The sequence below is a fragment of the Aurantimonas manganoxydans SI85-9A1 genome, assembly GCF_000153465.1.
Classification (GTDB): Bacteria; Pseudomonadota; Alphaproteobacteria; order Rhizobiales; family Rhizobiaceae; genus Aurantimonas; species Aurantimonas manganoxydans.
Genome location: NZ_CH672387.1, coordinates 3,137,580 through 3,158,859 on the forward strand (window position 1 = coordinate 3,137,580; position 21,280 = coordinate 3,158,859).

The 21,280-nt window shown below is 67.1% G+C and carries 22 protein-coding genes; 9 read left to right on the forward strand and 13 right to left on the reverse strand.

Features of this window, described 5'->3' with window-relative positions; genetic code table 11:
• The first annotated feature begins 4 nt into the window (after positions 1–4).
• The 5 genes from SI859A1_RS14795 to SI859A1_RS14815 are packed head-to-tail and all read left to right on the forward strand — an operon-like array spanning position 5 to position 5,730.
• Positions 5–2,941, forward strand: a complete 2,937-nt coding sequence (locus SI859A1_RS14795; protein ID WP_009210529.1) for a formate dehydrogenase subunit alpha — start codon at positions 5–7, stop codon at positions 2,939–2,941.
• 15 nt (positions 2,942–2,956) lie between these two features.
• Positions 2,957–3,553, forward strand: a complete 597-nt coding sequence (gene fdh3B / locus SI859A1_RS14800; RefSeq protein ID WP_009210530.1) for a formate dehydrogenase FDH3 subunit beta — start codon at positions 2,957–2,959, stop codon at positions 3,551–3,553.
• 10 nt (positions 3,554–3,563) lie between these two features.
• Positions 3,564–4,628, forward strand: coding sequence for a formate dehydrogenase subunit gamma (locus SI859A1_RS14805; RefSeq protein ID WP_148233862.1), 1,065 nt, complete (start codon positions 3,564–3,566; stop codon positions 4,626–4,628).
• Positions 4,625–5,545, forward strand: coding sequence for a hypothetical protein (locus SI859A1_RS20440; RefSeq protein ID WP_148233863.1), 921 nt, complete (start codon positions 4,625–4,627; stop codon positions 5,543–5,545). The genes SI859A1_RS14805 and SI859A1_RS20440 overlap by 4 nt, the downstream gene beginning before the upstream one ends.
• Positions 5,542–5,730, forward strand: a complete 189-nt coding sequence (locus SI859A1_RS14815) for a hypothetical protein (RefSeq protein ID WP_040325870.1) — start codon at positions 5,542–5,544, stop codon at positions 5,728–5,730. Before SI859A1_RS20440 ends, SI859A1_RS14815 begins: the two co-directional genes overlap by 4 nt.
• A 177-nt stretch (positions 5,731–5,907) precedes the next feature.
• On the opposite strand, the gene SI859A1_RS14820 is transcribed toward SI859A1_RS14815, so the two are convergent.
• Positions 5,908–7,044, reverse strand: coding sequence for an HPP family protein (locus SI859A1_RS14820; protein ID WP_009210532.1), 1,137 nt, complete (start codon positions 7,042–7,044; stop codon positions 5,908–5,910).
• A gap of 418 nt (positions 7,045–7,462) precedes the next feature.
• Positions 7,463–7,915 (reverse strand): MarR family winged helix-turn-helix transcriptional regulator, encoded by a 453-nt coding sequence (locus tag SI859A1_RS14825; protein WP_009210533.1) that lies wholly within the window; start codon positions 7,913–7,915, stop codon positions 7,463–7,465.
• A 55-nt stretch (positions 7,916–7,970) separates the two neighbouring features.
• Between SI859A1_RS14825 and SI859A1_RS14830 the strand changes: the two genes are divergently transcribed.
• From SI859A1_RS14830 to SI859A1_RS14840, 3 genes are all read left to right on the forward strand, one after another.
• The gene (locus tag SI859A1_RS14830) at positions 7,971–8,750 is read left to right on the forward strand and encodes a glutathione S-transferase family protein (protein ID WP_244401018.1); all 780 of its coding nucleotides are present in this window, start codon (positions 7,971–7,973) and stop codon (positions 8,748–8,750) included.
• Between the two features lie 71 nt (positions 8,751–8,821).
• Positions 8,822–9,427: a dihydrofolate reductase family protein gene (locus tag SI859A1_RS14835; protein WP_009210535.1), complete on the forward strand. Its 606-nt coding sequence runs from the start codon at positions 8,822–8,824 to the stop codon at positions 9,425–9,427.
• 8 nt (positions 9,428–9,435) lie between these two features.
• Complete coding sequence (locus SI859A1_RS14840; protein ID WP_040325871.1) at positions 9,436–10,092, forward strand: glutathione S-transferase family protein; 657 nt, start codon at positions 9,436–9,438, stop codon at positions 10,090–10,092.
• 62 nt (positions 10,093–10,154) lie between these two features.
• Here SI859A1_RS14840 and SI859A1_RS14845 read toward each other — a convergent pair whose 3' ends face one another.
• The 11 genes from SI859A1_RS14845 to SI859A1_RS14895 all read right to left on the reverse strand — a co-directional run bounded on the left by SI859A1_RS14845 (position 10,155) and on the right by SI859A1_RS14895 (position 20,446).
• A complete protein-coding gene (locus SI859A1_RS14845) occupies positions 10,155–10,775 on the reverse strand; it encodes a ferric reductase-like transmembrane domain-containing protein (RefSeq protein WP_009210537.1) in 621 nt (206 codons plus the stop codon).
• A gap of 4 nt (positions 10,776–10,779) precedes the next feature.
• Complete coding sequence (locus SI859A1_RS14850) at positions 10,780–11,280, reverse strand: intradiol ring-cleavage dioxygenase (protein WP_009210538.1); 501 nt, start codon at positions 11,278–11,280, stop codon at positions 10,780–10,782.
• Between the two features lie 220 nt (positions 11,281–11,500).
• The gene (locus tag SI859A1_RS14855; RefSeq protein ID WP_009210539.1) at positions 11,501–13,108 is read right to left on the reverse strand and encodes an MFS transporter; all 1,608 of its coding nucleotides are present in this window, start codon (positions 13,106–13,108) and stop codon (positions 11,501–11,503) included.
• 6 nt (positions 13,109–13,114) lie between these two features.
• The gene (locus SI859A1_RS14860; RefSeq protein WP_420804755.1) at positions 13,115–13,951 is read right to left on the reverse strand and encodes an alpha/beta fold hydrolase; all 837 of its coding nucleotides are present in this window, start codon (positions 13,949–13,951) and stop codon (positions 13,115–13,117) included.
• Between the two features lie 131 nt (positions 13,952–14,082).
• Entirely contained in the window at positions 14,083–14,520 is a 438-nt protein-coding gene (locus tag SI859A1_RS14865; protein WP_085931422.1) for a DoxX family membrane protein, read from the reverse strand.
• 2 nt (positions 14,521–14,522) lie between these two features.
• Positions 14,523–16,400 carry an amidohydrolase gene (locus tag SI859A1_RS14870; protein WP_009210541.1) on the reverse strand — a complete coding sequence of 626 codons (1,878 nt, stop codon included), beginning with the start codon at positions 16,398–16,400 and terminating at the stop codon, positions 14,523–14,525.
• Between the two features lie 88 nt (positions 16,401–16,488).
• A complete protein-coding gene (locus SI859A1_RS14875; protein ID WP_040325873.1) occupies positions 16,489–16,767 on the reverse strand; it encodes a DUF1427 family protein in 279 nt (92 codons plus the stop codon).
• 129 nt (positions 16,768–16,896) lie between these two features.
• Positions 16,897–17,547, reverse strand: coding sequence for a hydrolase (locus tag SI859A1_RS14880; RefSeq protein ID WP_040326615.1), 651 nt, complete (start codon positions 17,545–17,547; stop codon positions 16,897–16,899).
• A 126-nt stretch (positions 17,548–17,673) separates the two neighbouring features.
• Entirely contained in the window at positions 17,674–18,084 is a 411-nt protein-coding gene (locus tag SI859A1_RS14885; protein WP_040325874.1) for a response regulator transcription factor, read from the reverse strand.
• A gap of 143 nt (positions 18,085–18,227) precedes the next feature.
• Complete coding sequence (locus SI859A1_RS14890; RefSeq protein ID WP_009210543.1) at positions 18,228–18,851, reverse strand: response regulator transcription factor; 624 nt, start codon at positions 18,849–18,851, stop codon at positions 18,228–18,230.
• Positions 18,848–20,446 (reverse strand): sensor histidine kinase, encoded by a 1,599-nt coding sequence (locus tag SI859A1_RS14895; protein ID WP_050767554.1) that lies wholly within the window; start codon positions 20,444–20,446, stop codon positions 18,848–18,850. The genes SI859A1_RS14890 and SI859A1_RS14895 overlap by 4 nt, the downstream gene beginning before the upstream one ends.
• A gap of 499 nt (positions 20,447–20,945) precedes the next feature.
• Here SI859A1_RS14895 and SI859A1_RS14900 point away from each other — a divergent pair, with 499 nt between their 5' ends.
• Positions 20,946–21,248 carry a hypothetical protein gene (locus SI859A1_RS14900; RefSeq protein ID WP_009210545.1) on the forward strand — a complete coding sequence of 101 codons (303 nt, stop codon included), beginning with the start codon at positions 20,946–20,948 and terminating at the stop codon, positions 21,246–21,248.
• Positions 21,249–21,280: the final 32 nt, after the last annotated feature.

Consider the following 21,280-nt stretch of genomic DNA (forward strand, 5'->3'; position numbering starts at 1 on the left):
GGACATGCTCACCAAACGCAAGGCCGGTCAGCCCGGCCAATTCTGTTCTTCCGTCTCGTCGACCCGTCCTGCCGGACTCGATCGCCGCGCCTTTCTGAAGCAGTCGGGCCTCGCCGTCGGCGGCCTCGCCGCCTTCGGCACCATGATGCCCGGGGCCGTGCAGAAGGCCGAGGCGGTCAGCGCGCCGATGCCCGGCGTGCCGATCGAGATCAAGAAGAACATCTGTACCCATTGCTCGGTGGGCTGCACGGTGACCGCCGAAGTGCAGAACGGCGTCTGGACCGGCCAGGAGCCGAGCTGGTCGAGCCCGATCAACCGCGGCACCCACTGCGCCAAGGGCGCCGCGATCCGCGAGATCGTGCATGGCGACCGGCGGCTGAAATACCCGCTGAAGCTGGTCGACGGCCAGTGGCAGAGGCTGTCCTGGGAACAGGCGATCAACGAGATCGGCGACAAGATGCTGGAGATCCGCGAGGATTCCGGCGCCGACGCCATGTATCTCCTCGGCTCGGCCAAGTTCACCAATGAAGGCGCCTATCTGTTCCGCAAGTTCGGCGCCTTCTGGGGCACCAACTCGGTCGACCACCAGGCCCGCATCTGCCATTCCACCACCGTGGCCGGCGTCGCCAACACCTGGGGCTACGGCGCCCAGACCAATTCCTACAACGACATCCGCAACGCCAAGACCATGATCATCATGGGCGGCAATCCGGCGGAAGCGCATCCGGTCGCGATGCAGCACGTCCTGGCCGGCAAGGAGCTGAACCGCGCCAATCTGATCGTCATCGATCCGCGCTTCACCCGCACCGCCGCACACGGCACCGAATATCTGCGCCTTCGCGCCGGTACCGACATTCCGGTTATCTGGGGCATTCTCTGGCACGTCTTCGAGAATGGCTGGGAGGACAAGGAGTTCATCCGCACCCGCGTCTACGGCATGGACGAGGTCCGCAAGGAAGTCGCCAAGTGGACGCCGGAAGAGGTCGAGCGCGTCTCGGGCGTATCCGGCGAGCAGCTGAAGCACGTCGCCTACTTGTTCTCGCAGGAGCGGCCCTCGACGCTGATCTGGTGCATGGGCGCCACCCAGCACACGGTCGGCACCGCCAATGTGCGCGCCTACTGCACCCTGTGCCTGGCCACCGGCAATGTCGGCAAGCCAGGCACCGGCGCCAACATCTTCCGCGGCCACACCAATGTGCAGGGCGCGACCGATCTCGGCCTCGATGTCACCTCGCTGCCGCTCTATTACGGCCTGACCGAAGGCGGCTGGAAGCATTGGTCGCGGGTCTGGGAAGTCGAATATGAGTGGCTGCAGAGCCGCTTCGACGAGGTCCCGGCCAAGGGCGGGCGCGAGCCGCGCACCCGCAAGGAGAACATGGAGACCCCGGGCATCACCTCGACCCGGTGGTTCGACGCGGTCAGCATGCCGCCGGAGGAGATCGACCAGCGCTCGCCGCTGCGCGGCATGTTCATCATGGGCCATGGCGGCAACACCGTCACCCGCATGCCGGAAATGCTGCAGGCGCTGGAGAAGCTGGAACTGCTGGTGGTCGCCGACCCCCACGCCACCACCTTCGGCGCCATCAAGGGCCGCCGCAACGGCACCTATCTCCTGCCCATCGCCACCTCGCTGGAGACCAATGGCTCGCGCACCGCGTCGAACCGCTCGCTGCAATGGGGCGAGCAGATCGTCGAGCCGGCCTTCGAGTCCCGCGACGACTATGCGGTGATCCACGACTTCGCGGTCAAGCTCGGCTTCGCCGACCGGATGTTCAAGAACATCGGGGTGGAGAACAGCAAGGTCTCGGCCGAGGACATCCTGCGCGAGATCAATCGCGGTGGCTTCTCCACCGGCTATTGCGGCCAGTCGCCGGAGCGGCTGAAGGCGCATATGCGCAACCAGGACAAGTTCGACCTGGTCAGCCTGCGCGCCCCGGCCGACACGCCGGAAGTCGGCGGCGAATATTACGGCCTGCCCTGGCCGTGCTGGGGTACGCCGGAGATGAAGCATCCGGGCTCGCCGATCCTCTACCGTACCGACGTCCCCATCTGGGAAGGCGGCGGCACCTTCCGCGCGCGCTTCGGCGTCGAGCGGAACGGCGAGACGCTGCTGGCCGAGGATTCCTATTCGGAGGGCTCCCAGCTCACCGACGGCTATCCCGAGTTCAATTACGGCATCCTGCGCAAGCTCGGCTGGGACGCCGATCTGCGGCCGGAGGAACTGGCGACGATCCAGCGGGTCGGCGGCGACAAGGTCGACGCGGTCAGCTGGGCAACGGATCTGTCCGGCGGCATCCAGCGCGTCTGCATGGATCACGGCGTCATGCATTACGGCAACGGCAAGGCCCGGGTGGTCGCCTGGAACCTGCCCGATCCGGTGCCGGTGCACCGCGAGCCGATCTACACGCCACGGCCGGACCTCGTCGAGAAATACCCGACCCGGCCCGACGAGCGGCAGTTCCGCATCCCGAATATCGGCTATTCCGTGCAGCAGGCCGCGATCGAGCGGAACGTCGCCGGAAACTTCCCGATCCTGCTCACCTCGGGCCGGCTCGTGGAATATGAGGGCGGCGGCGAAGAGACCCGCTCCAACCGCTGGCTGGCGGAGCTGCAGCAGGAGATGTTCGTCGAGATCAATCCGGCCGACGCCACGGCCCGCGGTGTCGAGGACGGGCAATATGTCTGGGTCTACGGCACGGAGAACGATGCGAAGACGCGGGTGAAGGCGCTGGTGACCGAGCGCGTGGCGCCCGGCGTCGCCTTCATGCCCTTCCACTTCTCCGGACATTACCAGGGCGAGGACTGGCGCGAGCACTATCCGGCGGGCACCGACCCGATCGTGCTCGGCGAATCCGTCAACACCATCACGACTTACGGTTTCGACCCGGTCACCGGCATGCAGGAGACCAAGGTCGTGCTGTGCCAGATCGCGGCGGCATAAGGGGAGCGACAGACAATGGCGCGGCTTAAATTTCTCTGCGACTCCGATCGCTGCATCGAGTGCAATGCCTGCGTGACGGCGTGCAAGAACGAGCACGACGTGCCCTGGGGCATCAACCGGCGTCGCGTGGTGACGCTGAACGATGGCAAGCCGGGCGAGCGCTCGGTGTCGATGGCCTGCATGCACTGCACCGACGCGCCCTGCGCGGCGGTGTGCCCGGTGGACTGCTTCTTCACCACCGAGGACGGCGTCGTGCTGCACTCCAAGGATCTGTGCATCGGCTGCGGCTACTGCTTCTACGCCTGCCCGTTCGGCGCGCCGCAATATCCGCGCGTCGGCAATTTCGGCTCGCGCGGCAAGATGGACAAGTGCACCTATTGCGCCGGCGGTCCGGAAGCCGACAGCTCCGAGGCGGAATACGCCAAATACGGCAAGAACCGCATCGCCGAGGGCAAGCTGCCCATGTGCGCCGAGATGTGCTCGACCAAGGCGCTTCTGGCGGGCGACAGCGACATCATCGCGACGATCTACAAGGAGCGGGTCGCCAAGCGCGGCTACGGCACCGGGGCCTGGGGCTGGCAAACGGCCTACCGCGAAACGATCGAGGCCTGAGATGGCGACGATGACCACGCTTCGCACCATCCTCGCCGCCGGCGGCGTGGCGCTCGCCCTCCTGGCGACGCCCGTTGCCGCCCAGCAGGGCGACGACAATCTCGCGCCCCAGAGCGACGTCGCGCCGACCGACGGCGCGCAGGCCGACCCCAGCGGCCAGAACCCCACCGCCGAGGTTCCGACCGAGCAACAGCTCCTCAACGCGCTGCAGGGCGGCCAGATCAGCGGCAGGGTCACCATCCCGGACAGCAAGGCAGCGGTGCTCGAGCAGCCCGAAGGGCGCGATTACCAGAGCTTCCATGAAGGCTGGCTGCCGTGGATCGGCGCCATCGCCATCATCGGCATGGTCCTCGCCCTTGCCGCCTTCTACTTCTCGCGCGGGCGGATCATGATCGAGGACAGCCCTGAGGTCGGCCGCAAGCTGCTGCGCTTCAGCTTCTTCGAACGGCTGAACCACTGGATGACCGCCACCGCCTTCATCCTCCTGGCGATCACCGGCCTGAACTACGTCTTCGGCAAGCGGCTGCTGTTCCCGTTGATCGGACCGGACGCCTTCGCGACCTGGAGCTACTGGGCGAAATACGTCCACAATTTCGTCTCCTGGGCGTTCATGGTCGGCCTCGTCTTCATGATCGTCGTGTGGATCAAGGACAATCTGCCGAGCCGCACCGACATTCGCTGGATCCGCGAGTTCGGCGGCTTCGTCGGCGACAAGCATCCGCCGGCGCACCGCTTCAATGCCGGTCAGAAAATGATCTTCTGGTCGGTGACGCTCGGCGGCCTCGCCCTGTCGATCAGCGGCCTCCTGATGCTCTTCCCCTTCTCGGTGCTGAACATCGAGGGCATGCAGATTGCGCAATATGTCCATGCCACGGTCGGCATGGTGCTGATCGCCATCATCATCGCCCATATCTATATCGGCTCGCTCGGCATGGAGGGCGCCTACGACGCCATGGGCAACGGCAAGGTCGACCTTGCCTGGGCCCGCGCCCATCACAGCCTCTGGGTCGAGGAAGAACAGGCCAAGACCGCCAAGGGACCGCAGCCGGTCCCCACCACACAGCCGGCGGAGTGAGCACCATGCGCCACAGTTTCATCCTACTCTTCGCGACCACGGCGCTGGCGACGGCGGCCGTCGCCCAGACGACGTCAGAGCCCGCCACCGATGCGCCGCAGGCACCCGCGGCAAGCGAGGCTCCGGCCGCGAACGCCCCCCAGGCGCCCGCGCCTGACGGCACGCAGCCAGCGGAGCAGAGTCCGGCAGCCGACGCTGCTCCGGCAGATCCCGCGGCGAATGCCGGCACCGCAACGCCGGCGGCCGGCGAGACCGGCACGGGCACGGCTTCGTCCGGCCCCGCCAATATCTGCACCGAACTGGTGGCGTTCCTGACGCCGGTTCCGGCCGAAGACGCAGCCGCCGCGCCCGGCCAGCCGGCAGCCGCTCAGGCGAGCGCTGACCAGGCCCCCGCGGCGCAGGCCGGTGAGGCCTCAACGACGCAGCCGTCGACCGAACGCGGCACGGACCGGGAGCCCGCCGGTGGCGCGGCCTCGGACCAGCCGCAGCAGCAGGCGACGTCCAACGGCGAAGCGGCGGCCGAGAATGAGCAGCAGGCCGCGGGCGTGCCCGACGGTAACGAGTCGGGTTCGGCCCAGGAAGCCTCCAACCAGGCCGGCGCCGCGGTCGAGGCCCCCAGCGACGCCAATGCGCCGGCTCCGAAGGCCGGCAATGCCGACAACGCGCCACAGACCTCGGGCCTCAGCGCGCCGATCCCCAAGACGCCCGAAGCCACCAAGAAGCAGCCGGACATGACCCTCGCCGAGGGCCAGGCGCTGGCCGACGCCAACGATATCGCCGGGTGCCATGGCGCGACCCGCGAGATGCGGCGCGCGGGCGTCGACCTGCCCCCAGCGCTGATCGCGCTGGCGGCGCTCGACCTGCAATATCAGCAGAACGTGGCGCCCGCAGCGCCGACGACGGGAGACGCGCGTTGAAGGCCATTCTCATCGGCATCGCGATCGCCGCCGTGATCGGCGTGGTCGCCGGGCTCGTCCTTCCCATGGCACAGGTCCCGGCCTTCCAAGCCTTCGCCACCGACAGCGTCCGCGTCGGCAATCCCGGCGAGAACCTGATCGGCCCCGAATGGGACGAAGCCGCCGAGGACCAGGAACGCCATTGATCCGAAGCCCGGCCGCCATCGCGGCCGGGCTTCGGACATGCGCGGCGCAGGCGCCTGCCGTGTCGTGCTGCCCCGCATGAGCCTCCGGCGGCGGTCACCTCGGCCCAATCTGCCGAAGAAGAACCCCCACCATGGAAGCGGCCCACCCCCTTCCAGCCCCGCAGACGCAGCCGCCTCTCACCCTGGCAGAGGACGACCGACCGGTCGTTGCGCCAGAATGCTGTGCGCGAGCGCGGCGATCAGATCGGTGCGGGTGACGACGCCGACGATCCGCTCGTTCTCGATCACCGGCACGGCATCGGTCTGGCTTTCGGCCATCAGATGGAAGAAGGCGGCCACCGGGGTCGAGGGTGCCGCGCGCGGGCATGCCGTATCCATGATGTCTTCCGCCCGCAGGCGCCGCCTTCCCTTGCCGAGGAGCCCTCTCGTATCGCTACCTCTCAAGGCGATCAGGTGGATCTGCAGGATCACGCCGAGGAACCGGCCATCCGCAGTCTGGACGGGGAGCGAGGTGAAGCGGTGTTGCGCGAACAGCGCCGTGATGTCTGCAAGCGACGCGTCCGGCCCCACCGTGACGAGGTCGCGCGACATGAAGTCGGCAGCGACGGTCGGATCGATCCTGTGGGTCGCGGCCTGCATCTGCGCTGCGCCGATCAATCGCGCCAGATCCTCGACCCCCAGATTGAACGATTGCCGGTATCGCTCGAGGATGTTCGTCAGCTCCGCGCTCGACAGCCCGAGCCGCTCGAACGGTTGGCGATCCCCCGTTCCATGCGGGTTCGGGTCGTCGAACTGGCGGAACGGATAGCGCCTGCCGGTCACCCGCGCGTAGATGATGGCGATCAGAACCAGGAGCGCCGTGCCGATCGCGACCGGCGTGACGGCGAAGCGGAACCCCAGTTCGGCGATGGCCTCGGGGTTCATCGCCGCCGTCATCGCGACCGCGCCTGCCGGTGGATGGACGGCGCGGCACAGGATCATCGCCGTGATGGCCAGGCCGACGGCGAGCGCGATACGCAGGGCCGGATCGGCGACGACAAGGCAGACCGCGACGCCCACCAGCGCGGCAATCGTATTGCCCCCGATCGCCGACCACGGCTGCGCCAGCGGGCTGTTCGGGACGGCGAAGAGCAGGACCGAACTCGCACCGAACGGAGCGATCAGGTACAATCCGAGTTGCAGATCGACGGTCGGCGCCAGCACCAGCAGGCCGCACAATGCGAGACCGATGAGGGCGCCGGTTCCGGCCCGAACGGCTTCCATGGGTGTCGTCTGCGGCACGGCCGGGCCGAAGGATTTCAGGAATGACGGCATCACGGTCCTTCATGGGTTGAAGCGACCGGGATCGCAGACGCCGTCCGCCGCGGCAAGGGATGGAATTTCGCCCGACGCGCCAAGTGTGCAACGCCATGCTTTCGGCGGCGCCGCAGGGCTGTCCCACTCTGCGTCAGCGACCCCGAGCCGTCCGCAGGACGCGGTCGGACTGCTGGTAAGGGCGGTGCAAAATCGGGCCGCGACCGCAACCGCGGTTTCCGGAACCAGTGAGATCACCGAAACCTGGTGCCTAGGGGAGCCCCCGCGGCTGAGTGCGAGGGAGCGGCATCCAGGGGATTGCGGGCGGCGAACCGCCGTGAATTCCCGAGACCTCATTTTTCGTCAGATCAGGTCTGCCTTCGCGCCATTCGCCGTCGACACACCGCCTGCGACGGGTCGGCCGCTGGCAGGATTCCTGTCACGCCAGCGCATCCAGCCCTGCCCGCACGACATCCGGGTCGGGGACCGCGGCCTCGACTGCCGCCTGGGTCGCGCGCCAGATCGGCACTGCCTCCGCGAGGACGGCCCTCCCCTCCGGCGTCAGCGAGAGCAGCCTCGCCCGTCGATCGGCGGGATTCGGCGTCACCGACAGGAGGCCGCGTTTCTCCAAGGGCTTGATATTGGCCGTCAGCGTGGTGCGATCCATCGCCAGAAGCTCGGCGACGGAACCGAGTGTCGGCGGCTTCGGACGATTGAGCGACATCAGCAGGGAGAACTGGCCGCTGGTGATCCCCACGGAGCGGAACGCCTCGTCGAAACGCCGCGCCATGGCGCGCGCCGCGCGCTGTGCCCGCAGGCATAGACAATGATCCCGGACCAGAAGCGTGGTCTCGTAGGGAACGGTTGTCGGCGAATCGCTGAACGTTGACATGACCTCTTTATGTTGATATCAACATTTTAGTCAAGCGATAAGCGGCGCCGTTGGCATGGATCCGGTCTGTGGATCATCGGGAAGCGCGGTGCCGATATCAACCGTCAGGTCAACGCGATGCCCGGTCGTGCACGACCTGGCAAGGCTTGAGGACGCAACCATGCAGAACTCCGCCATCGGTGTGACGGCCTATGACTGGGTGCCGCCCTTCGCGCAGGGACAGGTCCGCGATCTGCGCGTTCGTTGGGCGTTGGAAGAGGCCGGGCTGGCCTACAGGCCGATCATTCTCGAACAGGGGTCGCAGCGAAGCGCGGAGAATATCGCCCGCCAGCCCTTCGGCCAGGTTCCGGCGATGGAGATCGACGGGCAGACCATGTTCGAATCCGGGGCCATCGTCTGGCGGATCGCCGAGGCGAGCGACGGGCTGCTGCCGTCCGATCGCCATCGACGCGATCTCGCCCTGTCCTGGGTCTTCGCCAGCCTGAATACGGTCGAGCCGCCGATTGCCGCGCTTGTCGATCTTGACTTCTTTGCGCGCGACGCCGATGCGGCAGCGAAGTTGCGCGCCGGTGCCATCGAGTCCGTCAGCAAGCGTCTTGGGCAGCTTCAGGCGGCGCTCGGCGATCGCGACGGCCTCCTCGGCGATTTCTCGGTGGCCGACCTGATGATGACGGCGGTCCTGCGCATCCCGCGCCACACCGACATTCTCCAGAATTTTCCCGCGCTCGACGCCTATGTCGCGCGTCACACGGCGCGGCCAGCTTTCCGAAAGGCCCTGGCCGATCAGCTGGCGCCATTCCGGGACAATGCGGCGCGCTACGAGCGCGCGGCCTGATCCTGAAGGATTTCGGACGGGGAGACGCGCGATATCGCGCGCGGTTGAAGACGGGAGAGGAGGAAGGTCTCATGCGCCAGATCACGGCAGGCCTGTTCCAGTCGATGGACGGCGTCGTCCAGGCACCGGGCGGTCCCGACGAGGACCGCAGCGACGGTTTCTCACTCGGCGGCTGGATCGTGCCCCATGTCGGCGAGACGGTCGGAGGCTTCATCGACACAATCTTCGACGGGGAGTTCGACCTGCTGCTCGGCCGAAGCACCTACGACATCTTCGCCGCGCACTGGCCCCGCATCACCGGTGACGCCTTTGCCGACAAGTTCAATCGCGCCGCGAAATACGTCGTCACCTCGTCGAGCGAGCCACTTGCCTGGGCCAATTCCCACGCGCTGCCGGACATCGATGCGGTGGCGGCCCTCAAGCGCACCGATGGCCCGAAGCTGATCGTCCAGGGCTCCACCACGCTGTACCCGGCGCTGCTGTCGGCCGGTCTCGTCGACCGGCTCTACCTGATCACCTTCCCGCTGATCCTCGGCCGCGGCAAACGGGCCCTGCCGGGCGCAGACCCCGGTGCCTGGCGCCTTCTGGAACACAGCGTTTCGGAAGGCGGCGCCATCATCGCGGTCTACGCCCCGGCCGGTGCCGTGGCGACGGGCTCCTTTGCGCTCGACGATTGAGGCCGACCATGCTGACGCTCTTTCTCCATCCGTTCTCGTCCTACTGCCAGAAGGTGCTGATCGCCCTCTACGAGAATGCCACGGTGTTCGAACGCCGCATCCTCGGCCCCGACGATCCGGCGGCGATGGACGAACTGCGGGCGATGTGGCCGATCGGCAAGTTTCCCCTTCTGGTCGATGGCGGCGACACAGTCGTCGAGGCCTCGATCATCATCGAGCATCTGGGGCTTCGTCATCCCGGCCCGGTCGCCCTGCTCCCCGCCGACCCGGTCGCGGCGCTGAAGGTCCGGTTCTGGGACCGCTTCTTCGACAATTACGTCGCCACACCGCAGCAGAGGATCGTGCTCGATGCGTTGCGTACGGACGGCAAGCGTGATCCCGAGGGCGTCCGCATCGCACGACAGGCTCTCGATGCCGCCTATGCGTATCTCGACGGGCGGATGGCGGATCGCGACTGGGTCGCCGGCGACAGCTTCAGCCTCGCGGACTGCGCCGCCGCGCCGCAACTCTTCTACGCCGACTGGACCCACCCGATCGCCGAGCGCTTCGTTCATGTGCGGGCCTACCGCAATCGCCTGAACGCCCGACCGTCCTTCGCCCGTTGCATCGACGAGGCCCGCCCGTACCGTCCACTCTTTCCGCTCGGGGCACCGGAGCAGGACTGATCGCCACGGCCGGAACGGGGTGGCAGGAGCCGGCGGGAGAAGCCCACATCCGGTGGGAGCGTCTATCTCGGCGGACCGAATCGCCTGAGCACTGCCCAGCTTCGCAGATCCCACAGGGCCCTGGCGGTCGCGGTGAGGACGAGGGCGCAGAGAGCGACCTTCGAGACCGTGCCCATCGTGCCCTCGATCAGCAGCGCATGGACGACGCTGCCGACGACGACCACGCTCGCCAGCGCCGTATGGGCGAAACGCCAGATCGCCGGTCGCAGGCGCAGCGTCCGGCGCAGGGCGGCCAGCAGGGCCGCCGCGAACAGCGCCCACATGGCGATAACGCCCCAGGCGGAAAACGGCGTCGGCGAGGCAAAGAGCAGCGCATCCACGACATCGGGCGGGCTCGTCAGCCAGAGCCCGGCCACATGGGCGACGATCGCGGCAACAAGGGCCGTTCCGACCCAACGGTGAATACGGCGTCCCTCCCGCATGCCCATGCCGGGCAGATAGCCCGCCGCCAGAAGCGGCTGGAGAAGGAGCAGCGCCATCGCCACGATCCCGGCGAAGCCGGCCGCGATATAGATCCCGCTGCGATAGGCGAGATACTCGCTCGTCGCCGCGATGGCGACGGGGCCGAGAACCGCGACGGCCAGCGCCGACCAGCCGAGAACGGCCCGGATGGACAGCGTCATGGTGTCAGGCCGGCTGCAGAACGAAGTCGGCGCTCAGGCTCGTATCCTTGGGGCTGGACATGACGGGCCGCAGGAAGACCGTCTCGAATTCGGGATCGTCATAGGCCAGATGGCCATGTGCCTGGCCGAATGCGGGCACGATCTGCGGCATTTCCAGCCGGAACGTGCCGTCGGGGCCGGTCAGCGTGGCTCCATGGCTTTCCGGATCGCGCTCATAGGCCTCGGTCGTATGCGCCCAGATCTGGATGCGGATGCCTTCCAGCGGCGCACCGTCGCCGGCCCGGCGCACGCGCCCCGACATCCAGAAGCCGCCATTGCCGATCCGTTCGACGACCGGCGCGCCGGGGCGATAATTGTTCGAGCCGCCGCGCATGGAGGGGGTCGGGGCGAGGCCCTGTGCCCGCGCGGGAACGAGCAGGCCGGACATGCAGACCGTCACCAGGGCGCCGCCGAAGGCGACGCCGGCCGCCAGCATCGTTCTGCGGTTCAGACGGGTCCGAGACAAGGCAGCCTCCCAGTCGCTTCGGCAGACGACATGGTCGCCCCGTGAAATCGAGGATCGGACGCGCCCGTCGGCGGGTCGCTTTCGCAACAGTTCGCAAACGCCGCGTGTTTTCTCTGAAATGGAGGCCGCGGCGGGCCGAAGCAAGTCGGCACGCTTCACAAAACGCTGAGATGTCTTTCGGCCGGTCTCGCGTTCCAGCCTGCCGAGCGAAGGCATCGGTTTACCGCCTCTGTCTGGCCAGACTCAGGAAGTGCCGTACCCTGGGTGGCAGATCGCCTTCATGGAAGCGCTGCAGTTCCGCCTGAACCTCCGCATCGGCCTTTGTCACACGCCCGTGCTGACGCAAATGCTCTGCCCATGACGGAACCATGAACCACTCGAGGATCGTGGCCGGCTTGGCGGCATCCTCCGCCACGCCCCAGGCGAACGCGCCATCCCTCCTGCGCTCGGACGCGAGCCGGAAGAGAACTTCGAGGAATGCGCTCCGATTGCTCGGGGCGACGCAATATTCCACGGTGATCATGACCGGGCCGCGGTCCTGCGCTACCGGTCCTGCGACGAACGGCTCGGGCCAATGATGGGAGGCCTCGAGGTCCGTCTCGCCCTTCGGCAGTTTCGCACGGTGCATGGCGAGAGCGCTCGCGGTGAGCCCGGCAGCGGCGACGAGAAGTGCCCCCGGCACGCCGATTTGCTGCGCGACCAGCCCCCAGGCCAGGCTGCCCGCGGCCATCGCGCCGTTGAACACGGTCAGGTAGACCGCCAGCGCCCTCCCCCGAACCCAGTTGGGAAGAACGGCCTGAGCCGTACCGTTGAGGGTCGTCAGCGCCATGATCCAGGCTGCGCCGAGGACCAGGAAGAGCGGCAGGGCCGCCCAGCGAGGCGGAGCAAGGGACAGGAGCGCCATGACCGCTGCGGCTAGCAAGGCCGCGAGAAGCACCACCCCGTCGACATCAAGCTTGGCCTGGATCTTGGGCATCAGCACGGCGCCGAGGATCGCCCCTGCACCGACAGTCCCCAGCAGAATGCCGTAGAAGCTCGCATCGCCGCCCAGCAGGTTGCGTGCGATGAGGGGCAGCAGCGCCCAGACCGAACTGGCCATGGCAAAGAACACGAAGGCGCGCAGCAGGACGCGATGGATCTCAGGGCTGGCGTGGACGTAGCGCAGACCAGCGCGGAAGGCGCCGTTGAAGCTTTCGGAGAGGTCGTTACGGGGGGCGGCAGGACGCTTCCACCACCAGAGCGCCGCGATCACGAACAGATAGCTCGCCACATCGGCGCCATAGGTCGCCGCCGCCCCGGCACTTGCGAGGATCAGTCCGCCCGCCGCCGGGCCGATGGAGCGCGCAATGTTGATGCCGAGCGAGTTGAGTGCGACGGCACGCTTGAGTTCGTCCCGGGGCACGAGGTCCGGCACGATCGACTGCCAGGCGGGGCCGATCAGGGCAGCGCCTACGCCGCCAAGGAACGTCAGCGCGACCAGCGCCTCGATCGTCAGGGAGTGCGTGGCCGCAAGCATGGCCAGCGAGAGACTGACGCCGGCCAGGAAGACCTGGACGCCGATCAGGAACCGGCGCCGGTCCAGAACGTCCGACAGCACACCCGCCGGGATGGCGAGCAGAAACACCGGCAGCGTCCCCGCCGCCTGGATCATGGCGACGGCGGCGGGCGATGCCGTGAGGTCCGTGACGAGCCACGCGCTCGCAACGTCGCGCATGAAACTGCCGACATTGCCGAGGATCGTCGCCGCCCACAGGACGGCGAAGACAGGGTGGCGCAGAGGCGCAAAACCTCCGTCGGCGACGACGGGTCGGGACGCCGGGCTCGCCACGTCGGCTCAGCTCTTCACGAAGGCAAGGAGGTCGGGATTGAGGACTGCCCCATGCGTGGTGAGCATGCCGTGCGGGAAGCCTTCATAGACCTTCAGCGTCCCGTTCTTCAGGAGCTTGATCGACTTCAGCGCTGCATCCGCGATCGGCACGATCTGGTCGTCATCGCCGTGCATGACCAGGGTCGGAACAGAGATGGCCTTCAGATCCTCCGTCTGGTCGGTCTCGGAGAAGGCCTTGATGCCGTCGTAATGCGCCTTGGCGCCGCCCATCATGCCCTGACGCCACCAATTCTGGACGACACCCTGGTGGATTGTCGCGCCCTCGCGATTGAAGCCGTAGAACGGGCCGGAGGCCACGTCGAGGAAGGTCTGGGCCCGGTTTTCGGCAGTGCCTTTCCGAAATCCGTCGAACACTTCCAGCGGCAGGCCTTCGGGGTTGGCCTCGGTCTTCAGCATCAGTGGCGGCACCGCGCTGACGAGAACCGCCTTGGCGACGCGGCCGCTGGGCTCGCCGTGCCGGGCGACGTAGCGTGCGACTTCGCCGCCACCGGTCGAGTGGCCGATATGGACGGCATTCTTCAGGTCGAGCGCTTCGACCACCGCGAAGGCATCGGCCGCGTAATGATCCATATCGTGCCGGTCGCTGACCTGCGCCGAGCGTCCGTGCCCGCGCCGGTCATGGGCGACGACACGGTAGCCATTATGCAGGAAGAACAGCATCTGGCTGTCCCAGTCGTCCGACGACAGCGGCCAGCCATGATGGAACATGATGGGCTGCGCGTCTGTCGGCCCCCAATCCTTGTAGAAGATCTCGACGCCGTCGCTGGTTTTCACGGTAGCCATAGTGTGGGTCCTTTCCGGGTGGGTGGTGGTTGCGGACAACACCGTGCCGGGCAGCATGGCCGCGGCGGCGAGGCTGGTACCGCCGATGAGGGCATCGCGACGCGATACGGGCAACGTCGGGAATGGGCCGGTCATGGAACGTCTTCTCGCTTGAACCGAGCAGGCCGATCGAGACCGGCGACGATGACGAAGGCACCGACGAGACCGAGGTGCTCGAAAAAGGCGTCGGCGGTCATCTGGCGTGCCGTGCCCGGCTCCATCTCCCAGAAGCGCAGGGCCAGCATCGTCGCGGCGAGCGTGAAAGCGGCCAGGGCCAGAGCCGCGGCGCGCCGCCCGACGCCCGCCACGACCATGCCGGACGCGGCCAGCTCGAACGCGATCACAGCGATGGCGAACAGCGCGGACGGGCGGAGACCGAAATACGCAATCTCGTCCACGGCTCCGGGAAAGTCGGCGAGTTTCGAGATCGGCCCCTGGATGTAGGCGCCGCAGAGAGCGACCAGCGCCAGCCGTTCCGGCAACGTGCGGAACAGGGCGTCGTGTCCTTGGGAAAGCGGAAGGGTCCTCATCGTCAGACCGCCCAGCATGCGCAGCCGAGCGCGCCCCAGAAGCCCTTCAGGTCGGAGATCGGCAGGCTCGACGACCAGGCCGTCGCGTGGTCATGGCCATGCACGCCGCAATCATTGGCACAGCCGCAGGACGAGATCGCCGTGCGACGAAGCGAATTGCGCCCAGCGCCGTCCGGCTCGCCCCAGGCGGCATAGCCGCCGAAGCTTCGCACCGGCGACCAGTCCGGCATGGCGGGAGGGATGTCGGTTTCGTCTTCGGCGGAAAAGTCGCCCGCGCCATACACCACACGGCCCCCCACCATGGTGAGATCGGAGGTGAGGTGCGAGATCTCGTCTTCGGCACAGACGAAGAAGTCCTTCGACGGAACGACGAGGTCGGCGAACTGGCCCGCCTCGATCCGTCCCTTCCTGCCCTCCTCGTTCGAGAACCAGGTGACGTTCTCCGTCCACATGCGGAGCGCCGTTTCGCGGTCGAGGCAGTTCCTGGGGGGCGTGATCCGCAAGCCGCCGACCGTGCGGCCGGTGATCATCCAGGCGAGCGAGACCCAGGGATTGTAGGAGGCAACGCGCGTGGCGTCGGTTCCGGCCGAGGTTCGAACGCCCTTCTCCAGCATGCGGGCGACGGGCGGCGTGGCTTCCGCCGCACCGAAGCCGTAGCGTTCGACAAAATACTCGCCCTGATAGGCCATGCGGTGCTGCACCGCGATGCCGCCGCCGAGTGCCGCGACGCGGTCGATCGACTGGTCGGAGATGGTTTCGGCATGGTCGAAGAACCAGTTCAGCCCCTCCAGCGGGATGTCCTGATTGACCTTCTCGAAAACGTCCAGCGCTCTCGAGATCGTCTCGTCGTAGGTCGCATGCATGCGCCACGGCCAGCGGTTCTCGGCGAGCACACGCACGACGCCTTCGAGATCACCCTCCATTTCGGGCGGCATGTCCGGCCGCTCGACCCTGAAATCCTCGAAATCGGCAGCGGAGAAGACAAGCATCTCGCCCGCTCCGTTGTGCCGGAAGTAGTCGTCGCCCTGCTTGTACCGGGACGTCGCCGTCCAGCGAAGAAAGTCCTCCTTCTCCTCCTTCGGCTTCTGGGTGAACAGATTGTAGGCCAGGCGGACGGTCAGCAACTTCTCGTCCGCCAGCTTCTGGATCACCGCATAGTCGTCCGGATAGTTCTGGAAGCCGCCGCCGGCGTCGATTGCGCCCGTGACGCCGAGCCTGTTGAGTTCGCGCATGAAATGGCGCGTGGAATTGAGCTGGTAGTCGAAGGGGAGTTTGGGGCCCTTGGCGAGCGTCGCGTACAGGATGGCGGCGTTCGGCTTGGCCAGCAGCAGTCCCGTCGGGCTGCCGGACGCATCGCGCACGATCTCGCCTCCAGGTGGCGCCGGCGTCTCCTTCGTATAGCCGACGGCGCGAAGCGCCGCGCCGTTGAGCAATGCGCGATCGTAAAGATGGAGGAGGAAGACCGGCGTATCCGGGGCGACCGCGTTGATCTCGTCGATGGTCGGCAAGCGCTTCTCGGCGAACTGATGCTCGGTGAACCCGCCAACGACCCGCACCCATTGCGGCGGGGGCGTCACCGCAACCTGCCGCTTCAGCATGTCCATGGCGTCGGCAAGGCTGCGCACGCCATCCCAGCGCAGCTCCATGTTGAAGTTCAGACCGCCGCGAATGATGTGGAGATGATTGTCGATCAGGCCGGGAAGGACGCGGCGCCCCTTCAGGTCGATCACCCTCGTGTCGGGCCCGCGATGCGCCATGATCTCGCTCGTGCGGCCGACCGCAAGGAAACTGCCGTCCTTGACGGCGATGGACTCGGCGCTCGGGTTGATGCGGTCGAGCGTCGACACCAGTCCGCTGTGGAGAATGAGATCGGCAGTCATGCGCGGGTCTCCGATGAATGGAATCGCCCCTGCGGGAGCGGAGAAGCCGAGAGTGAAGGCGACGCGGGGAACGGTTCCGGCTCCGGCATCAGCCTTTCCTCGATGCCGGAGTAGCGGCGTCCGACGTGCGCTCGCCTGTCGGCAGGTGCCCGAAGACGTGAGGACGGATCTGGCGGTTCAGCACGGCGGACGTATCGGTCGACCGGCCCACCGCGGCCTTCACGAGATGCGGGATCTGCTCGCCGAGGAGGATGCCGAGGAGCCCGACGAGCGCAACGATCGGCGGCGCGGGAGAACGCACGTTGATCAGGGCGTAGACGACGCCAACGAGGAGCCCTGCGCCGATGGAGGCGATGTAGATCCTCATGTCGATTTCCTTCCGTCCAGAGATCGGGCGAGACAGGCCGCAAGGTTCCGAAGATCCCGGCGAAGCCCGAGCGATTGGCCCTGGTGGTCCGCACGGCGCGGGCCCGGTCGGACCACCAGCGTTTTCGCTTCAGTGGCCTTCCGACGCGCCGAACATGGTCTTGGCGTAGGTGACACCGAGGCCGTAAGCCCCGCCGAACTGCCGTGCGATCCCGGTGGTCATGTCGTAAGTTTCGCCACGCGCCCAGTCTCGCTGGAGCTCCAGCAGATACTGCAGCGACGTCATCGGACGCACGCCGGCCTGGATCATGCGCTCCATCGCCCGCTCATGCGCCTCGTCGGAGACGTCGCCGCAGGCGTCGGCGATCACATAGGCTTCGAACCCCTGATCGAGGGCCGAGAGGGTCGGCCCGACGATGCAGACGCTGGTCCACAGGCCGGCGAAGACGATGCGCGTCTTGCCGATCCGGTTGACCTCGTCGATCACCGCTGCGTCCTCCCAGGTGTTCATTGACGTCCGGTCGAGCAGGGTCTGCCCCGGAAACGCGGTGGTGATCTCTTCGAACATCGGCCCGGAGAAGCTCTTTTCCGCGACCGTCGTCAGGATGGTGGGCACGTCGAACCCGGCGGCGGCACGCGAGATCAGTGCAGCGTTGTTGCGCAGCATCACGGCGTCGATGGACCTGGTGGCGAAGGACATCTGCGACTGGAAGTCGATGAGAACCAGCGCGTGATCCGTCGGAGAGATCAGGAGCGGCCCGGCAGTGGCAGTGGCTTTGATCGGCATGTTGTGTTTCCTGTGTTGTCGATGAGCACGGAGGGGCGTTCGCGCCGGCGCTTGCCGCGCGTGTCATGTCCCGATTGGGTCGATGCTTGGCAGTTCGGAGCCGGTGCCCCGACGCCGCGTTCAGGTCGTAGAGGGATCCACCGGCAGGCCCGGCTCCCCGTCTTCTTCGCCGAACGCTGCCGCGATGGCGGCCGCAAGCGGGCCCGGTTCCAGCGGTTTGGTCAGGACCGCAAGGATGCCTTCCGCCCTTGCCCGTTCCATGACCGGTGCGGTCGGGAAGGCCGTGATCAGGATGGTCGGCAGGCGCCGGCCGGTCTCGTGCAGCCGGCGGTGCAGTTCCAGGCCGGTCATGGCCGGCATCCGGATATCGGCGATGAGGCAGTCGGGTTCGATCATGGGCATCGTCTCCAGAATCTCCGGTCCGCTGCCGAACTCGGCGACGCGAAACCCCATGGCGCGCAAAAGGGCGGACAGAGCCTGGCGCGCCGAAGCGTCGTCATCGACGATCGCGATCAGGCGTGCCTCACTCATGGCTGACCCTCCCGCCGCCGCCGAAGTGGCCCTGCTGGAAGCGTCCGCTGGCGGAGGATGCGACCGCGAAGCAGCTTGTCGCTTCAGGGGAGACAGTGCCGAAAAGGGGAGGTTCGGCGCAATTGTGCGGTGGTATAACCGCGCTACGCCCTCTGGATGGCGGCGTCGTTGGCCAGCCTGTCGGCCGCCCGGACGAGATCGGGCAGACCGGCCACCTGCATCTTCGTCATGACGGCGGCACGGTGAACCTTCACCGTCACCTCGCTCAGACCGAGATCGCCGGCGATCTGCTTGTTCAGCCGACCGGTCACCACCTGCGCCATCACCTGGCGTTCGCGCGGGGTCAGCGTCTCCCAGCGTTGCCGAATGACGGCGAAGGCCTCCCCCTCCGCCCGCTGCCTGCGGTCGATTTCCAGCGCCGTGTGAACCGCGTCGAGGAGATCCTGTTCGCGAAACGGCTTGGTCAGGAACTCCACCGCACCGTCCTTCATCGCCGCAACGGACATGGGAATGTCACCATGTCCAGTGATGAAGACGATCGGCGGATGGGAGCCCAGCGCCAAAAGTTCCCGTTGCAGGTCCAGCCCGCTGGCGCCCGGCAGCCGGATGTCGAGAACGAGGCAGGAGGGTTGCTGGCCGCGCTCGACAAGCAGGAAGTCGCCGGTGGTGGCGAAGCCGGCCACGTCGTAGCCGACCGACCGCAACAGGCTCGAGACCGCCTCGCGGACCGATGCGTCGTCGTCCACCACGAATACCGTCGCGTTCATGGTCCGGCCCGATCATCCGATGATGCGTCGCGGGACACCGTAGCGGCCGGAAGCGCGATCGTGAAGATCGTGCCCTGCGGATGATTGGGGGCGTGGGTGACCCGGCCGCCATGGGCCTCGGCCACGACGCGGCAGAACATCAACCCCATGCCCATCCCGTCCAGCTTGGTGGTGACGAAGGGCTCGAAGATCGCATGACCCGTCGCCGGCTCGATGCCGATCCCGGTATCTGCCACGGACAAAGTCACGCGATCTTCCTGCCCGCTCGTCGCCACCAGCAGACGTCGCGGATCGCTCGGCCCGGCCAGCATCGCGTCGACGGCGTTCGAAACGAGATTGGCCACCAGCCGCTGGATCTGGGCCGGATTGCCGAGCACACGGGGGAGCGGCGCATGCAGGCACGTCGTCACCGCGATCCCGGCGAGACGCGTCTCGTCGGCCGCCCGGCGCAGCGCGTCCGCGACGATTGCGTTGAGGTCCAGAGGCTCGCAATCTCGCGCGCCGCGCCGGAACATCGTGCGCACCCCGGCGACGACTTCGCCGGCGGCATGGCCATCGGCGACGATCCGCCGGAAGGCGTCTCCGGCTTCCGCGAGATCGGGTTGCGGCCGGTCGAGCCAGCGAAGGCCCGCCGACGCATTGGTCACCATGCTCGCAAGGGGCTGATTGACCTCGTGCGCGACCATGGCCGAGAGCGCCTCCATCGCAGTGAGGCGATCGCTGCGGGCGCGCTGCTCCGCGGCCATCGAGCGCGCGAGGCGCCCCTGCATCAGTACCGCTTCCGACAGGAGCACCATCAGCACGAGGCTGGCCGACGCCAGACCGTACACGCGGCCCGCCCACCATCCGAGGCTGAGCCGCAAGCCCGCGCTGACATAGGCAAGAAGAACGGTCTCGATGGTCAGGGCGACGAGGACCACGATCAGCCATGTGTCGACGACGCTGCGCACGCCGCGCACCAGAAGGGCAATGCCCGCCGCGTAGAGAAGCAGCGCGATCGCCGGAACGAGCATCCAGACGATCGTCAGGGTTCCGCCAGCCGAGAGAAACGGCGGCAGCCAGCCCGCCGTGCCGAGGACGTAGAATGCCACCGTCAGCGTCCAGAGCAGGACCGCCACGACACAGGTCGCGATCCGCCTGCGCATCCCGCGCAGGCCGACGGGTCCGACCGGCCGGTTCTTGAGAAGCGCATAAGCGACAACGGCCATCGGGAAGAGCAGCCGCCGCAACGCCGCGATGGCGGCCGTGCCCTGCGGGCCGCTGTCGAGGCCGAACGCCTGGAACACTCCGGGAAAACTCAGCATCCATGGAACGATGCTCAGTGCCGAGACGAGATAGCCGGCCGCCAGGATGAGGACCGCGGTGCGCGGCATGACGTAATACAGCGAGAACAGAAGGCCGGCGGTGATTGCCTCAGCCAGAAACACTGCCGCTCCATAGGCCGGAAGAAGCCCCTCCGTTCCCGGCAGATGAATGCGGGCGAAGGGCGTAACCAGAAGCCCCGCGATGCACAGGACGGCGATCGTGCCCCAGGCGAGCTTCGCCTGCCCCGGGGTCGGCATCGATGTCGACAGGAGAAACCGATTGTCGTCCAAGTCTCGTCTCCCGCGCCAATGGTATCTTTGCTCCAGTCGGCACCGCACTCCAAGTCGGTCATTCCATTGTTTACAGGAACGCGAAGGGCGAACTGAGCTTCTGAGCCACTGCCGACCGGCGCAATCGATGACGCGACGCCGCCAAATGCCGACATCGAAGACACTGTCGCAGAATTTCTCGTGACGGGGCGCCAGACGGCGGGCAGCAACGCAGTCTCAATTGGGGTCGTCGGGCTCCGCCGATCCGGCCGAAGGAGCAATCCCCGGCGTCGGAGGAGCGGACGCAAGGGCCGAACCTTCGCGTTTGACGGCCGGCACCGGCAGCGCGGCGGGAACCTTCCGAGTTTTTTATTCCGATCGGTATTGAAGTCCTTGAACCGGCCGACGCGCCCATCTATCTGATCGCTACCAATCGGTACATATCGCACCGATCCGGACGCTCGCCGCCTCTTCCGATGATCTGGGGCCTGGCGCAGCGCCTGTCACAAAGGGCACGATCATGACCCGTCTTCTCGCCACCAGTGCCGGCGCGCTCGTTCTGTTCGGCACGACCCTGGCTTCCGCGCAATACGTGCCCGGTTCCGACGCGACCAGCCGCGCCAACGGTTTCGCCGAGCGCGAACGGATTGCCGCCGGATATCCCGATGCCGTTACCCGGCCGACAACGCGCAATTCGACCTACGGCTATCCGGTCGCCGGTCCGTCATCGGCCAACATTCCGGGCTCCGAATACGCCCGCAAGCGAGCCGAAGAGGCTGTCCGGGCGAGCGTCCTGCGCCCGAGCCGCGCTGGCGGCTTCTAACATTCCAGCCTGAGGGCCGGTTTCTGCCTTGG

Bases quoted from the DNA above. Each gene is read 5' to 3' on its own strand.
- SI859A1_RS14840 (WP_040325871.1), top strand. From the start codon at position 9,436: ATGCTGACGCTCTTTCTCCATCCGTTCTCGTCCTACTGCCAGAAGGTG.
- SI859A1_RS14865 (WP_085931422.1), bottom strand. From the start codon at position 14,520: ATGAGGACCCTTCCGCTTTCCCAAGGACACGACGCCCTGTTCCGCACG.
- SI859A1_RS14860 (WP_420804755.1), bottom strand. From the start codon at position 13,951: ATGGCTACCGTGAAAACCAGCGACGGCGTCGAGATCTTCTACAAGGAT.
- SI859A1_RS14890 (WP_009210543.1), bottom strand. From the start codon at position 18,851: ATGAACGCGACGGTATTCGTGGTGGACGACGACGCATCGGTCCGCGAG.
- SI859A1_RS14870 (WP_009210541.1), bottom strand. From the start codon at position 16,400: ATGACTGCCGATCTCATTCTCCACAGCGGACTGGTGTCGACGCTCGAC.
- SI859A1_RS14825 (WP_009210533.1), bottom strand. From the start codon at position 7,915: ATGTCAACGTTCAGCGATTCGCCGACAACCGTTCCCTACGAGACCACG.
- SI859A1_RS14795 (WP_009210529.1), top strand. From the start codon at position 5: ATGCTCACCAAACGCAAGGCCGGTCAGCCCGGCCAATTCTGTTCTTCC.
- SI859A1_RS14835 (WP_009210535.1), top strand. From the start codon at position 8,822: ATGCGCCAGATCACGGCAGGCCTGTTCCAGTCGATGGACGGCGTCGTC.
- SI859A1_RS14820 (WP_009210532.1), bottom strand. From the start codon at position 7,044: ATGCCGTCATTCCTGAAATCCTTCGGCCCGGCCGTGCCGCAGACGACA.
- SI859A1_RS14845 (WP_009210537.1), bottom strand. From the start codon at position 10,775: ATGACGCTGTCCATCCGGGCCGTTCTCGGCTGGTCGGCGCTGGCCGTC.
- SI859A1_RS14830 (WP_244401018.1), top strand. From the start codon at position 7,971: ATGGATCCGGTCTGTGGATCATCGGGAAGCGCGGTGCCGATATCAACC.
- SI859A1_RS14900 (WP_009210545.1), top strand. From the start codon at position 20,946: ATGACCCGTCTTCTCGCCACCAGTGCCGGCGCGCTCGTTCTGTTCGGC.
- SI859A1_RS14875 (WP_040325873.1), bottom strand. From the start codon at position 16,767: ATGAGGATCTACATCGCCTCCATCGGCGCAGGGCTCCTCGTTGGCGTC.
- SI859A1_RS14885 (WP_040325874.1), bottom strand. From the start codon at position 18,084: ATGAGTGAGGCACGCCTGATCGCGATCGTCGATGACGACGCTTCGGCG.
- fdh3B (WP_009210530.1), top strand. From the start codon at position 2,957: ATGGCGCGGCTTAAATTTCTCTGCGACTCCGATCGCTGCATCGAGTGC.
- SI859A1_RS14805 (WP_148233862.1), top strand. From the start codon at position 3,564: ATGACCACGCTTCGCACCATCCTCGCCGCCGGCGGCGTGGCGCTCGCC.